Genomic DNA, 12836 nt, shown 5'->3' with positions numbered 1-12836 from the left:
GATGGGGCAAAATGCTCGCACATTCTGACCCACCTACCCGTTAATCAAAATTGCACTTCAAACTTGAATCCGCGAGGGAAAAGGAGGGCGCCCATGTTCCGCAACCGTATCGAGGCCGCCGACCGCCTGGCGCAAAGGCTTTCCGCCTATGAGGGGCGCCATCCCCTGGTGCTCGCCATTCCCCGCGGGGCCGTGCCCATGGCCAAACGCATCGCCGATACCCTGGGGGGTGAAGTGGACGTGGTGCTGGTGAGAAAGCTGGGCGCACCGGGGAATCCCGAATTCGCCATCGGCGCTGTGGACGAAACGGGCTGGACCTACATCGCCGATTATGCGGCGTCGGTGGGCGCCACCCCGGAGTACATCGAAAGGGAGAAGGCCCGCCAGATGGCCATCATGCGCGAGCGGCGCGCCCTGTACACGCCGGTGCGGCCGCCCATCGATCCCCGGGGGCGCATCGTCATCGTGGTGGACGATGGGCTGGCCACCGGCGCCACCATGATCTCGGCCTTGCACGCCCTGCGCGCGAAGCAACCGCAGAAGCTCATCTGTGCGGTGCCCGTGGCGCCGCCGGAAACCGTGGAAAAGGTGCGGCCCTGGTGTGACGAAATGGTCTGCCTGGAAACCCCATACGATTTCTACGCCGTGGGGCAGTTTTATCTGGAATTCCCGCAGGTGAGCGATGAGGAGGTGATGGCCATCCTCCGCCAGAGTAGCGCCTCCGGGGAAACCCAGGCGTGAGGCAACCGTCTGCCTCAACCTCCCGCCTGCCGGGGTGTGACGCGGCTTCCCGCCTGGACCTTGTCGTTGGGATGGGTGATCACCCGATCACCCACCTCGAGCCCGGCGCGCACCTCCACCATGAGTCCCGCACGCTGACCCAGGGTCACCGGAACGAGTTCTGCCCGCCCATTGCGCAGGCGGAAGACCGCCCAGCCGCCATTGTGGCGGAACAGGCTGCTTGCCGGAATCTGGAGCACGTCGCGCCCTTCCCAGACGATGAAACGTGCCTCGACGCGGAAGCCATCCCCCAGGTTCTGCCACAGCTCGCGGGGTGAAGTGAAATCGGCGATCACGCGAACCCGCTGCTCCTCCACGCCGAGGGCGGAAACCTTGGTGAACCCCGTGGGTTCCACCCGCCGCACCCGGCCTTCCAGGGCCATCTCGCCGCCCCAGCGTTCGAAGGTGACGCGGCTGCCGGGGCCGATGCGTACCGCCTGGCTCGAGAGCACTTCCGCCACCACTTCCAGAGCGCTGGGGTCGCCCAGCTCCAAAAGCGGCTGGCCGGCGCTGACCGGTCCTTCGCTTTCCCGCATCACCTGCAGCACCTTGCCGCTCACCGGCGCGCGAACGCTGAAACGGGAGGCCGCCCGGGCGCCCGCCTCCCCCTCCACAAGGGCTGCGCGCGCCGTCTCCCGGTCATAGCGCGCCACCTCGACGGCGTGCTCCGCCGCGGCCTGCGCCGCTTCGCTGCGCTCCACCTCCGCCAAGGCCTGATCCAGGGCCTGGGCGGAGACGAACCCCGCCGCCCGCAGGTTCTTGAGCCGGGTGAGATTCTGCCGGGCAAGCGACGCCTGGGCGCGGGCGGCGCGGGCATTGTCGGCGGCGGAGGCAAGCGCGGCCTCAGCGGCGCGGAGACGCCCCAATGCCTGGGCACGGCTGCGGGGATCGAGGGCTGCGGCCGGGGCAGGGGTGATGAGGGCAAGGACTTCGCCCTGCCGCACCGCATCCCCCACCTTGAAGGGGATGCGCGCGAGCTGCCCTGCCACCGGTGCAAAGACCACGTAGCGTTCCCGAACCCGCGTCTTACCTTCCTCCTCCACTGTCACCTTTAGCGGCGCGCGCACCACGGCGGCCACATCCACCGGGATGGGACGGGGCAGAAACCCATAGAGAAGCCCCCCGGCCACGGCGAGGGCGAGCAGGAAAACACCAAGGCGGTTGCGCAGGGTCATCGGGGGTTTACTCGCGGGTTTTCAGTGCCGCCAGGAGGTCGAGCCGGCCAAGCCGCCGCCAGACAATGAGGCCGGAAACCATTGCCGAGACGACCACCACCAGGGCACCCATGGCGTAATTGTCCGGCCTCAGGATGAGGGGCAGGCGGTAGAGGTCGCTTTGCAGGGCCAGCACGAGAATGCCCACCAGCCCCACCCCCACCGCCATGCCCACGGGAATTGCCAGCAGGGCGAGCAGGGCCAGTTCGCCCAGCAGGATATAGCCGATCTCGCCCTGGGTGAAGCCCAGCACCCGCAGGCTGGCAAGCTCCCGTTCCCGTTCGGACAGGGCGATGCGGGCGCTGTTGTACACGACGCCGAAACCGATGGCGCCGGCGAGCAGGGTCGCCACCAGGGTGTAGAACAACACGAATTCGCCGATGGTGGCGTAGAAGCTGCGGATCGCCGCCGCGTGCACCACCATGCCCAGCACCCGGGGGCGCGCGTTGAGGGCGGCATAGACTTCTGCTTCCCGCCCCGGCTCGAGGGCGAGGTAGGCCCCCGTCACCACCGGTCCCTCCCCCAGCAGCGCATTGAGGGACGCCTGCTGCATGTAGGCGGAAAGCCCCAGGAACTGCCGGGTGATGCCCAACACCGGCACCTCCAGGGTGCGCCGCCGACCCTCCAGCACTTCCACCGTCAACACGTCCCCCGGCTGCACGTGGAGGATGTTGCGGGCCAGGTGGTCGGTGAGCACGATGCCGCCCTCCGGCACGGAGACGGGGTTGAGCTTCACATCGAGGGCGCGGTGCAGCACGCCATCGGGTTGGATGCCAAACACCGCCCCCCGGTGACGGTGGTTGCGGAAGCGCAGGATGGCGGGCACGTCGCGGAAGCCTTCCACATGGGTGACACCGGGCAGGGCGGCGAGTTCGAAGAGGGCGCGGCTGGCGGTGGGGTCGATGAAGGTGAGGGACAAATCCTCCCGCGCCGCGCGATGGAACTGGATCTCCACGATGAAATCGATGGCCGCCTTCTGGTAGTTGCCCACCATCATGAGGCCGCAGGCGCAGGCGATGCCCAACACCGTGAGCGCGGATTTGACCGGGCGGCGCGCGATGTGGCGCAGAATCATGCGCGAGGCGGTGCCGAGCCGGGAAAGCCCCAGCCGCTCCATCAGGGTGGTGCGGTAGATGGGCGGCGCCTCGGGCAGCAGGGCCTGGGCGGGCGGCAGACGCACAACCCGCGCCAGCCCCAGCAGTGTCCCGCCGACCGCGGCGAGGAGCCCGACGAGGAAAGCAATGGCCACCACCTGGGGCTGCAGCACATAGTCCAGGTACGGAAAGCGGAAAGTGGTTTCCTGGTAGACCCGCGACAGGCTTTCGCCAAACCAGGCGCCGAGGCCCACCCCCATGGCCACGCCCAGCGTCACCACCACCAGGACGAACTTCACGTAATGCCAGGCAATGGCGTGGTGGGAATGGCCGAAGGCCTTGAGGATGCCAATCTGGGTGCGTTGCAGGGCAATGAGGCGGGAGAGCACCACGTTGAGGAGAAAGGCCGCCACGCCGAGAAAGATCGCCGGGAAGACCGTCGCCGTGGTCTTGAGCTGCTTGAGCTCCTGGGAAAGGAAGTGATTGGAGAACTGATCCTTGCGGCCATAGGCGCCTTTGCCGCCCCAGCGCCCAAGGACTGCGTCAAGGTCATCCAACACCGCCTCAAGGGGTGTGCCCGGCAGGACCAGGGCACTCACCTGGTTGAAGGCGCCCTCCATGTCGGTGGCCGCGGCAAGCGCGCTGCGACTCATCCACATCACGCCATAGCGCTTGAAATCGGGAAACATCGCGCCGGGAGCGATCTGGTAGACGTATTCCGGCGACACGGCGATGCCGACGATGGTGAGGGTCTGATGGCGTCCCCGAATGACGGCCGACAGCCGATCGCCGGGCTCGAAATGGTGGGCATCGGCGAACGTATCGGAGATCACCACCTCCTCACTGCGACCGGCGTCGGGCAGGCGCCCGCGCCGCAGATGGAGGTCGTTGAGCAGGGGCCGCGCCCCATCCGGCAGGGAGAGCACAAGACCGGTTACCGGCTCGGCAAAACCTTCCACTTCCAGCTTCACGCCGGTGACTACCCGGGTCTCCACCAGGTAGATGCCGGGGATTTCCCGCAGCCTGTCGGCCACCGCCTCCGGCGCCCGCTTGAGGGAGACGAAGACGTCGGCAAGGCGGTAGTCGGCATAGAAGCGGTCGCGGGTGCGGGCGAGGGAATCGTAGGTGGAGAGGGACATGACCAGGGTCGCCACGCCGCCCATGATCACGGCGGCGATGGCGAGCACCTGGCTTTTCATCTGCCAAAGCTCCCGCAGAAGCTTGCGGTCGAGCGCGGACAGCCTCACCAGCCGAGCTCCCGCGCCGGCTTGCGGGCCGGGTTGACACGCGTTTCCGCAATGCGGCCGTCGGACAGGCGGATCACGCGGTCGGCCATCGCCGCAATGCCCACGTTGTGGGTGATGAGCACCGTCAGGGTCCCCAGTTCCCGGTTGATTTTCTCCAGGGCTTCGAGGACCACGATCCCGGTCTGGGAATCCAGGGCGCCGGTGGGCTCGTCACAGAGCAGCACCGCCGGATTCTTGGCAATCGCCCGCGCGATGGCCACCCGCTGCTGCTCGCCGCCCGAAAGCTGGGCGGGGAAGTGATCGAGCCGGTGGGAGAGGCCCACCAGGGCCAACGCCTCCTCCGGCGTCATGGGGTGTCTCGCGATTTCCGTCACCACGGCCACGTTTTCCCGGGCGGTGAGGCTGGGGATGAGATTGTAGAACTGGAAGACGAAGCCCACGTGCTCGCGGCGGAAACGGGTGAGCGCCGCCTCGCTGGCGCCAGTCAAAGGTTGCCCGAGGTAGAGGAGCTCGCCGCTCGTGGGGGTATCCAGCCCGCCCAAGAGATTGAGGAGGGTGGATTTGCCGCTCCCCGAGGGACCCAGCAGGACCACCAGCTCCCGCGTAAAGAGATCGAGATCGATCCCCCGCAGAGCCGGCACCTCCACCTCGCCCATGCGGTAGGTCTTGGTGAGGCCGCGGGCTGTGAAAATCGCCGGGGCATCCATGGCGCCATGATGCCACAGCGTGACCCTGCTCCGTGGGGCAAGGGAAAGGCGGAAAGCGGGGCAAACGCCGTCCGCGGCTCCTCAAGGCGTGGGCTTGCTGAGCCCGCCGGCCCGGGGCAGGAAACGCAGGAACCACTGGGTGGCCAACCGCGCCACTTCCTCGAGGGTGCCGGGCTCCTCGAAGAGGTGGCCGGCGCCCGGGACGATGACGAGTTCCTTTTCGCAGCCCATCACTTCGTAGGCGGCGCGGTTGAGCTCGATCACCACGTCGTCGAGGCCGCCGACGATGAGCAGGGTGGGGGAGACCACCTGACGCAGGGCGGCGCCGCCGGCGAGATCGGGCCGTCCCCCGCGGGAGACGACGGCCGCCACGCCGTGTTTGAGTTGCGCCGCGGCTTGCAGCGCGGCCGCCGCCCCCGTGCTGGCGCCGAAGTAACCCACATTGAGCCCCTGCACTGCCCCATGGCCGGCCACCCAGCGGGTGGCCACCATCAGCCGGCGGGTGAGCAGCGGGATGTCGAAGCGGGTCCGGTAGTCGCGATCCTCCTCCACGGTGAGGAGGTCCATGAGCAGGGTGCCGATGCCGGCTTTCCGTAGGACCGAAGCGACGTAGTTGTTGCGCGGGGAATGGCGCGACGAGCCGCTGCCGTGGGCGAAGAGCACCAGGCCGCACGGGGAATCGGGCAGCTCCAGCATGCCCTCCACCTGCGCCGGGCCATCCGGAATGAAGACGAGTTCACTGGCCATGCCCTGTTTATAGACCAAGGCAGGCCGAAAGACTCAGGCGGGATGCATGGCCACCGGGATGCGCCGCGGTCCGAACTGCTTTTTGAGTTCGAAATGCTGGAAATGCCCGGCGATGCGGGTGCCACAGGCAAGACAATGGCCTGCATCATCCAGCCGGTAATCCTCGATGGCGTACCAGTCACGGCGGATCACCGGCGCGTGGCAGCCCGGGCAGTAGGTGGTATCCCCTTCCGGATAGTGGACGTTGCCCGTATAGACGTAATGGAGCCCCTGTTGCATGGCCAGCTGCCGGGCACGCACCAGGGTGGAAAGGGGGGTGGGCGGCACATCCAGCATTTTGTAGTCGGGATGGAAGGCAGAAAAGTGCAGCGGCACATCAGGGCCCAGCTCCCGGGCGATCCATTGGGAGAGGGCGGTGATCTCCTCATCGGAATCATTCTTGCCCGGGATGAGGAGAGTGGTGATCTCCAGCCAGACGTGGGTTTCCTTCTTCAGGTAGATGAGGGTATCCAGCACCGGCTGCAGGTGACCGCCGGTGATCTTGAAGTAGAAATCCTCGGTGAAGGCCTTGAGGTCCACATTCGCCGCATCCATGTGGGCAAAGAATTCCCGCCGGGGCTCGGGGTGGATGTAGCCCGCCGTCACCGCCACCGTCTTCAGCCCCAGCTTGTGGCACTCGATCGCGGTGTCGATGGCGTATTCGGCAAAGATGACCGGGTCGTTGTAGGTGAAGGCCACACTCTTGCACCCGTGGCGCTGGGCCGCGCGGGCGATTTCCGCGGGACTTGCCGCATCCATCAGGCGGTCCATTTCCCGCGACTTGGAAATGTCCCAGTTCTGGCAGAACTTGCAGGCCAGATTGCAGCCGGCGGTGCCGAAGGAAAAAACGCTGGTGCCGGGGTAGAAATGGGCGAGGGGTTTCTTCTCGATGGGATCGATGCAAAATCCGGAGGAACGGCCGTAGGTGGTGAGGATCATCTCCCCGCCTTCCATTTTGCGCACGAAGCAGGCCCCCCGTTGTCCTTCGTGGAGGCGGCAATCGCGCGGGCACAGATCGCACTGGATGCGTCCGTCGGGCAGCCGATGCCACCAGCGGGCGGGATGATGGGATTCACGCACAGGGCTCATGGTTCGATGATCTCCTCGTCGGGTTCTTTCCATTTGTCCACGGTGTAGCGGAAAAGCCGCACCTGGGGGGCCCAGAAGTCCCAGGGCAGGCCCGCCTTCCGCTTCAGGTGGGCAAGGAAACGGTCCGGTTCCGGCAACTGCTCCCATACCTGGGGCAGGAAGGTGCTGCGATAGGGGCCATATTCCAGGATCACCCCATCCACATGGGGCCGAAGCTTCTGCCAGGCCTCCTCTTCCGAGCGCACGGGGAGGTGTTGCGGCGGGGAAAGGAGGGAAACCTCCACCCGCACGTCGTGCCATTCCCGCGGGCTCAAGGGCGGAAATCGCGGATCCCGGAGGGCCGCGGCCAAAGCATTGGCGCGGACGTCCTCGCGCAGGGGCCGGCGGGCTTCCAGGCTGCCGATGCAGCCCCGAAGCTCGCCATTGCGGGTGAGGGTGACGAAGGTGGCGGCGGGCACATCAAGCCACGCCTGGCGATACTCGGGCAGGGGATAGTGAAGGCCCAGGGCTTCGGCGATGCTCCCCCGCGCCAGCGGCAGCAGGACGAGGCCCCGATCCTCATCGAGGGCGGTGGACAGCGCTTCAGTGGACATGGGCTTCCTCGGGGTTAAGGAAGGCGAAGGCGGCGTAACCCACCACATGGTCGGGATCGCCCGCGGTATCGCCGGAATTGCGCAAATCCAGCAATTCGGGCCGCAGCCCATGGCGGCGCGCGGCGAGCAGAAGCCCATTGACCGGCGTGCCGCCGCAGGCCTGCTCGTGGGTCACGCTGGAAAGGGCCAGGATGCGTTTTGCCGTTTCCGTGTCGATGCGTTGCGCGAGCTCATAGGGCAGGTAATGGGAAAGATCGGAGCTGATGACGATCAGGGTTTCCGGTCCGCCCCACAGGCGCTCCAGCACCTCGGCCACTTCCTCCGCCGTCGCATCACCCACCACCAGCGGAACGAGGGTGAAATCGTCGAGCACCTTCTGTAGGAAAGGGAGTTGCACCTCGAGGGAATGTTCCCAAGCGTGGGCGGGCGCGCTTTCCACCACTTGGGGCAGGCCACGCAGGCTGGCCACTGCCGCCCCATCCACGGGCACGAGGCCCAGCGGCGTGGCGAAGGCCTCCACACCGGGCAGGGCAAGCCCGCGCACGGGCACGCGGTGCGCCGGCCCCAGCAGGACCACCCGCCGGATGCGGTCGCGGCCGGCGGCGATGCGCTGGTAGGCGGTCGCGGCAATAGGGCCGGAGTAGATGTATCCGGCGTGGGGTACAATCACAGCCTTGGGCACCGGCCCCGGCGTTTGCCGCGCCTGAGCCAGGAGATGGTCGAGATCGTAGGCGAGCTTGGCCGCATTGCCGGGATAGAAAGTGCCGGCCACGGCGGCGGGTCGAACGGCAGACATGGCGCCTCTCCTTAAGTTGGCCTCTGGCGTGGGAATGGGGCCGCGCCGGTGAATTTCAATTTCCACTATAGACCTCTCCCGCCCCCTCATGGTCGAGTGTTTTGCCCTGATTCCCGCCGCCGGCAGCGGCAGCCGCATGGGGCGGGAACTTCCCAAGCAATATCTGCCCCTGGCCGGCCGGCCCATGCTGTGGCACGCCGTGCGCACCTTGGCCCAGCATCCCAGAATCCGCCGCGTGTATGTAGTGCTCGCGGCGGAGGATCCCCATTTCGCCGAGAGCGACTTCAGCGCCTTTGCGCCCCGTCTGCGGGTGCTGCGCTGTGGCGGGCAGACCCGTGCTGCCAGCGTGCGCAACGGCCTGCGGGCGATGGCGGAGGAGGTGGGCGCGGAGGACTGGGTGCTGGTGCACGATGCGGCGCGTCCGTGTCTGCGTCCCCATCACGTGGATGCCCTGATCGCGCAGGTGGAGACGGACAGCGTGGGCGGCATTCTCGCCATTCCCGTGGCCGACACGCTGAAGCGCGCCGATTCCGGCGGACGCATCGAGGCCACACAACCCCGCGAAGGCCTGTGGCAGGCGCAAACCCCGCAGATGTTCCGCCATGGGCTTCTGCTTTCCGCCCTCGAGCGGGCGACGGAGGCGCCCACCGATGAGGCGGGCGCGGTGGAGGCGCTGGGCCTGCGGCCCCGGCTGGTGGAGGGGGATGTGCTCAATCTCAAGGTCACCTGGCCGCGGGACCTGAGACTCGCCGAGCTCATCCTCCGCGATGCGGAGGCGCAGACATGATGCGCGTAGGTCAGGGTTTCGACGTGCACGCCCTGGTGGAAGGCCGCAAACTCATCCTGGGCGGTGTGGAAATTCCCTTCCCCCTGGGACTTTTGGGACATTCGGATGCGGACGTGCTGTTGCACGCCATCTGCGATGCCCTGCTGGGAGCTGCCGCCTTGGGGGATATCGGCAGGCATTTCCCGGACACCGACCCCCGCTACCGGGGCATAGACAGCCGGCGACTCCTGCGCCAGGTGGCGGCCACGCTGCGCGAAGCCGGCTGGCAGGTGGTCAATGTCGATGCCACCGTCATCGCCCAGGCGCCCCGGCTTGCCCCGTACATTCCGCAGATGGTGCGCCACATTGCCAGCGATCTGGCGGTGGAGGAGGGTTGTATCAACGTCAAGGCGACCACCACGGAAAAACTGGGCTTCACTGGACGCGGCCAGGGCATCGCTGCCCAGGCCGTCTGTCTCATCCGTCGGGAATGAGGCGGATGCGGCTTTTCTTCGCCCTCTGGCCAGAGGAGCCGGTGCGCCGGCAGCTTGCGGAACTGAGCCTCAAGGTGCGCCAATCCTGCGGCGGCAGGGCCACCCCCTTCGACAACCTCCACCTCACCCTGGTCTTCCTCGGCCAGGTGGCGGAGGAAGAGATCGGAAAAGTGCGCGGCGCGGCGGAGGAGGTGCAGCTTCCCGGTTTCGAGCTGCGCCTTACTGATCTGGGCTTCTGGCCCGCCAAGGGCATCGCCTGGATCGCCCCCGGCAACCCGCCGCGCACCCTCTTCGACCTGGCGGGGGAGCTTGCCAGCCGGCTCGCCGCGCGGGGCTTCCGCCTGGAGACGCGGCCCTACGTGCCCCACCTCACCCTGCTGCGCCGCGCCCGCTGCGACGGGGTGAGCCTGCCGGCGGTGGATATCGCCTGGCCGGTGCGGCAGTTCGTGCTGGTCGCCTCCACCCTGTCAAGCCACGGCGCGAGCTACGAAAGGCTTGGCGTCTGGCCCCTTGCGGCAAAGGCCGGCGTCGATTGACCCGCCTGGGGCGGGTATTTTTGTGCGGCAAGGCGTGGGGTCGTGGATCAGATGACAATCTGCTCCCGCAGCCGCTCGTAGATCTCCCTTTCCGGCGTTTTGGTGTAGTCCTTCTCGATGGTGTCGGTGACGAGCTCCGCCGTCTGCGCATGGAGCCGCTGCTTGAGCATGCCCATGAACGGGGTGGAGGCGACCAGCACCAGCCGCTGGAACTTGCCTGCCGCCCGTTCGTGGTCCAGCAGCTTGGCGACTTCCAGGGCAAATTCCTCGGCCTCGTGGGTCTTGGGATCGGTGGCAGGCTGACGCGAGCCATGGCCGTTACCCACGCTTTGCATGTAGCCGGGGCGGTCGGTCACCAGGTCGGCCCGTTTCATGCGACTTTCCGGATGTTGGAGCTCGGTGATGAGGTGCAGTCCCTTGTTGCGCTCGTAGATACGGGCCACGCTGGCGTTGGCGACGACGACCCAGGTGATGCTCATGTTTCGACTCCTGAATGAAAGACAAACGTGACTATAGCCTAACGGCCGCCAGCGCGCGATTCAAGATGAGCGTATCCATTTTCGGCCAGGATCTGGCGGGCGAGCGCCTCGAAGGCGGCCGGCGAAATGTCCTCCGGCGCGAAACGGGGGGCCTCATCGAGCGCTGGATAGTGGCGGGCCATGGAACGCGCGTAAGTCGGGTCGTAGTGTTTTTCCAGAAGGTCGAGCACCAGCTCGTCCCAACGTCCGGCGCCGGCGAGGGCCTTCCAGGCTGCGATTCTTTTTTCCCCGTGTAGCTCCCGCAGGCAGGCTAAGCGTGCGAGCAGCATTTCGGGCTCGGCGAGGAAGTGCCGGTATTCCTCCTGCAAAAGCGCCACCCGTTGCGCGATGGGGGGCTCCAGGCGGATGACGCGGCCCGCTTGCCACATGCGCTGGATGATGGCCTCGGGCACGCGCAGATTGCCAATCTTTTTGCTCTCCCCCTCGACGAACACCGGCGCGGCCGCATCGAAGCGGTTGAGTGCCGCCCAGATCTGGCTTTCAAACCATTTCTGGCCGGGCTGGGGCTGGTCGGGGAGGCTACCCAGAACGGAGCCGCGATGGGCGGCGAGTGCCTCCAGGTCCAGCACCTGCGCCCCCTGCCGCGCCAGGGCCGCCAGCAGACGGCTTTTGCCCGAACCGGTGGGGCCGCAGATGACATGGAAGGAAAACCGCTGCGGCAGGCTGGCGAGGGCCTCGATCACATGACGTCGGTAGGCCTTGTAACCCCCTTCCAGGCGCGCCACCTTCCAGCCGATCTCGCCCAGGATGTGGGCCATGGCGCCGCTGCGCTTGCCGCCCCGCCAGCAGTAGACGAGGGGACGCCACTCCCGCGGCTTGTCCATCAAACGCTTTTCCAGATGCTCGGCGATGTTGCGGGAGACGAGTGCCGCCCCTACCCGTTTCGCCACGAAGGGCGAGGCCTGTTTGTAGAGGGTACCCACATGGGCGCGCTCCGCGTCATAGAGGACCGGCAGGTTCACCGCGCCGGGGACGTGGTCCTCGGCGAATTCCGACGGCGTGCGCACGTCGATGATCTCGTCAAAGGTGGTGAGCTGTGCTACGGTAACGATGCCTGTCATGGCCCCTTCTGGTCCGGCCGCGGCGAAAATAAATATTGTACCCCGCCGGCCAGGGACCGGTCCTTTCCCTGAGCGTCCTGTTCACCCACCCATGAGCGAAATCAAACTGACCCAGTATTCCCACGGGGGCGGCTGCGGCTGCAAGATCGCGCCGGCGCTGCTGTCCCAGATCCTTGGTGAGGTTTCCAAGGCCGCTGCCTTTCCGGACCTCCTCGTCGGCAGCGAGACCAGCGACGATGCGGCGGTCTACCGCCTCAACGACAGCCAGGCCATCGTTGCCACCACCGATTTTTTCATGCCCATCGTCGATGACCCCTACGATTTCGGCCGCATCGCCGCCACCAACGCCCTTTCCGACATCTACGCCATGGGCGCGCGGCCTATCCTTGCCCTGGCCGTGGTGGGCATGCCGGTGGACAAACTGCCGGTGGAGGTGATCCGGCGCATCCTCGAGGGTGGCAGCAGCGTGTGCGCCGCGGCGGGCATTCCCATCGCCGGCGGACACTCCATCGACGCGCCGGAACCCATCTACGGCCTTGCTGCCCTGGGCGTCATCCACCCCGCGCAGGTGAAGCGCAACGATCAGGCGAAGGCCGGCGACCATCTCATTCTGGGCAAGCCCCTGGGGGTGGGCATCATGAGTGCCGCCCTCAAGAAGGGACGGCTTGCGCCTGACGCCTACGGGCAAATGGTCGCCACCACCACCCAGCTCAACACGCCGGGGACGTTGCTTGCGGAAATGCCGGGGGTGCACGCCATGACCGATGTCACCGGCTTTGGCCTTCTCGGACACCTCCTGGAAATCTGCCGGGGTTCCCGCCTGGCGGCGCGGGTGGAGTGGGCGCGCGTGCCCATTCTGCCCGGCGTGGCAGCGCTGGTGATGGCGGGCTTTGCCCCCGGTGCGGCGGATCGCAACTGGGCAAGCTACGGCCACGAGGTCCGTCTGCCCCACGGCTTTGCGGAGTGGCAGCGCAAAATCCTCTGTGATCCGCAAACGAGCGGGGGGTTGCTCGCGGCCTGCGCTGCGGAAGCGGTGGCAGACGTGCTGGCCACCTTCGCCCGCGAGGGCTTCACCGCCGCCGAAATCGGCACCCTCGAAGCGGGTGAGGCGAAGGTCGAGGTGGTGTGATCAGG

General features: G+C 66.9%; 14 protein-coding genes. 5 read left to right on the top strand and 9 right to left on the bottom strand.

The genetic code is table 11. The annotated features are described in order from the left end of the window. Positions 1-93: 93 nt before the first annotated feature. A complete protein-coding gene (locus tag K6T56_11540; GenBank protein ID MCL6556978.1) occupies positions 94-741 on the top strand; it encodes a phosphoribosyltransferase in 648 nt (215 codons plus the stop codon). A gap of 14 nt (positions 742-755) precedes the next feature. Here the strand turns inward: K6T56_11540 and K6T56_11535 are convergent, their stop codons facing one another. From K6T56_11535 to amrB, 7 genes are all read right to left on the bottom strand, one after another. Beyond that, the gene (locus K6T56_11535; protein MCL6556977.1) at positions 756-1955 is read right to left on the bottom strand and encodes an HlyD family efflux transporter periplasmic adaptor subunit; all 1200 of its coding nucleotides are present in this window, start codon (positions 1953-1955) and stop codon (positions 756-758) included. Between the two features lie 7 nt (positions 1956-1962). After that, positions 1963-4329: an ABC transporter permease gene (locus K6T56_11530; protein MCL6556976.1), complete on the bottom strand. Its 2367-nt coding sequence runs from the start codon at positions 4327-4329 to the stop codon at positions 1963-1965. Positions 4330-4331: 2 nt separating this feature from the next. Beyond that, the gene (locus K6T56_11525) at positions 4332-5042 is read right to left on the bottom strand and encodes an ABC transporter ATP-binding protein (protein ID MCL6556975.1); all 711 of its coding nucleotides are present in this window, start codon (positions 5040-5042) and stop codon (positions 4332-4334) included. 81 nt (positions 5043-5123) lie between these two features. Beyond that, positions 5124-5789 carry an alpha/beta hydrolase gene (locus tag K6T56_11520; protein MCL6556974.1) on the bottom strand — a complete coding sequence of 222 codons (666 nt, stop codon included), beginning with the start codon at positions 5787-5789 and terminating at the stop codon, positions 5124-5126. Between the two features lie 33 nt (positions 5790-5822). Beyond that, the gene (gene amrS, locus K6T56_11515) at positions 5823-6917 is read right to left on the bottom strand and encodes an AmmeMemoRadiSam system radical SAM enzyme (protein ID MCL6556973.1); all 1095 of its coding nucleotides are present in this window, start codon (positions 6915-6917) and stop codon (positions 5823-5825) included. Next, entirely contained in the window at positions 6914-7510 is a 597-nt protein-coding gene (amrA, locus tag K6T56_11510; GenBank protein MCL6556972.1) for an AmmeMemoRadiSam system protein A, read from the bottom strand. The genes amrS and amrA overlap by 4 nt, the downstream gene beginning before the upstream one ends. Then, positions 7500-8306: an AmmeMemoRadiSam system protein B gene (gene amrB / locus K6T56_11505; GenBank protein MCL6556971.1), complete on the bottom strand. Its 807-nt coding sequence runs from the start codon at positions 8304-8306 to the stop codon at positions 7500-7502. The genes amrA and amrB overlap by 11 nt, the downstream gene beginning before the upstream one ends. A gap of 88 nt (positions 8307-8394) precedes the next feature. Here amrB and ispD point away from each other — a divergent pair, with 88 nt between their 5' ends. The 3 genes from ispD to thpR are packed head-to-tail and all read left to right on the top strand — an operon-like array spanning position 8395 to position 10102. Further along, on the top strand, positions 8395-9093 hold the full coding sequence (gene ispD, locus K6T56_11500; GenBank protein MCL6556970.1) for a 2-C-methyl-D-erythritol 4-phosphate cytidylyltransferase: 699 nt from the start codon (positions 8395-8397) through the stop codon (positions 9091-9093). Then, the gene (gene ispF / locus K6T56_11495) at positions 9090-9566 is read left to right on the top strand and encodes a 2-C-methyl-D-erythritol 2,4-cyclodiphosphate synthase (protein ID MCL6556969.1); all 477 of its coding nucleotides are present in this window, start codon (positions 9090-9092) and stop codon (positions 9564-9566) included. Before ispD ends, ispF begins: the two co-directional genes overlap by 4 nt. A gap of 5 nt (positions 9567-9571) precedes the next feature. After that, positions 9572-10102, top strand: coding sequence for an RNA 2',3'-cyclic phosphodiesterase (gene thpR / locus K6T56_11490; GenBank protein ID MCL6556968.1), 531 nt, complete (start codon positions 9572-9574; stop codon positions 10100-10102). 47 nt (positions 10103-10149) lie between these two features. On the opposite strand, the gene K6T56_11485 is transcribed toward thpR, so the two are convergent. Both K6T56_11485 and mnmH read right to left on the bottom strand, forming a co-directional pair. Next, the gene (locus K6T56_11485; protein ID MCL6556967.1) at positions 10150-10581 is read right to left on the bottom strand and encodes a host attachment protein; all 432 of its coding nucleotides are present in this window, start codon (positions 10579-10581) and stop codon (positions 10150-10152) included. A 38-nt stretch (positions 10582-10619) separates the two neighbouring features. Further along, entirely contained in the window at positions 10620-11702 is a 1083-nt protein-coding gene (mnmH, locus tag K6T56_11480) for a tRNA 2-selenouridine(34) synthase MnmH (GenBank protein MCL6556966.1), read from the bottom strand. A 91-nt stretch (positions 11703-11793) separates the two neighbouring features. Between mnmH and selD the strand changes: the two genes are divergently transcribed. After that, positions 11794-12831: a selenide, water dikinase SelD gene (gene selD / locus K6T56_11475; GenBank protein ID MCL6556965.1), complete on the top strand. Its 1038-nt coding sequence runs from the start codon at positions 11794-11796 to the stop codon at positions 12829-12831. Positions 12832-12836: the final 5 nt, after the last annotated feature.

It is taken from the genome of Burkholderiales bacterium (assembly GCA_023511995.1).
Lineage (GTDB): Bacteria > Pseudomonadota > Gammaproteobacteria > Burkholderiales > Thiobacteraceae > Thiobacter.
The sequence above is the reverse complement of the archived record's forward strand: the minus strand, read 5'-3'. Positions and strand labels throughout refer to the sequence as shown.

Bases quoted from the DNA above. Each gene is read 5' to 3' on its own strand.
- K6T56_11525 (MCL6556975.1), bottom strand. From the start codon at position 5,042: ATGGATGCCCCGGCGATTTTCACAGCCCGCGGCCTCACCAAGACCTAC.
- K6T56_11535 (MCL6556977.1), bottom strand. From the start codon at position 1,955: ATGACCCTGCGCAACCGCCTTGGTGTTTTCCTGCTCGCCCTCGCCGTG.
- ispD (MCL6556970.1), top strand. From the start codon at position 8,395: ATGGTCGAGTGTTTTGCCCTGATTCCCGCCGCCGGCAGCGGCAGCCGC.
- thpR (MCL6556968.1), top strand. From the start codon at position 9,572: ATGCGGCTTTTCTTCGCCCTCTGGCCAGAGGAGCCGGTGCGCCGGCAG.
- amrB (MCL6556971.1), bottom strand. From the start codon at position 8,306: ATGTCTGCCGTTCGACCCGCCGCCGTGGCCGGCACTTTCTATCCCGGC.
- K6T56_11540 (MCL6556978.1), top strand. From the start codon at position 94: ATGTTCCGCAACCGTATCGAGGCCGCCGACCGCCTGGCGCAAAGGCTT.
- amrS (MCL6556973.1), bottom strand. From the start codon at position 6,917: ATGAGCCCTGTGCGTGAATCCCATCATCCCGCCCGCTGGTGGCATCGG.
- mnmH (MCL6556966.1), bottom strand. From the start codon at position 11,702: ATGACAGGCATCGTTACCGTAGCACAGCTCACCACCTTTGACGAGATC.
- selD (MCL6556965.1), top strand. From the start codon at position 11,794: ATGAGCGAAATCAAACTGACCCAGTATTCCCACGGGGGCGGCTGCGGC.
- K6T56_11520 (MCL6556974.1), bottom strand. From the start codon at position 5,789: ATGGCCAGTGAACTCGTCTTCATTCCGGATGGCCCGGCGCAGGTGGAG.
- amrA (MCL6556972.1), bottom strand. From the start codon at position 7,510: ATGTCCACTGAAGCGCTGTCCACCGCCCTCGATGAGGATCGGGGCCTC.
- K6T56_11485 (MCL6556967.1), bottom strand. From the start codon at position 10,581: ATGAGCATCACCTGGGTCGTCGTCGCCAACGCCAGCGTGGCCCGTATC.
- ispF (MCL6556969.1), top strand. From the start codon at position 9,090: ATGATGCGCGTAGGTCAGGGTTTCGACGTGCACGCCCTGGTGGAAGGC.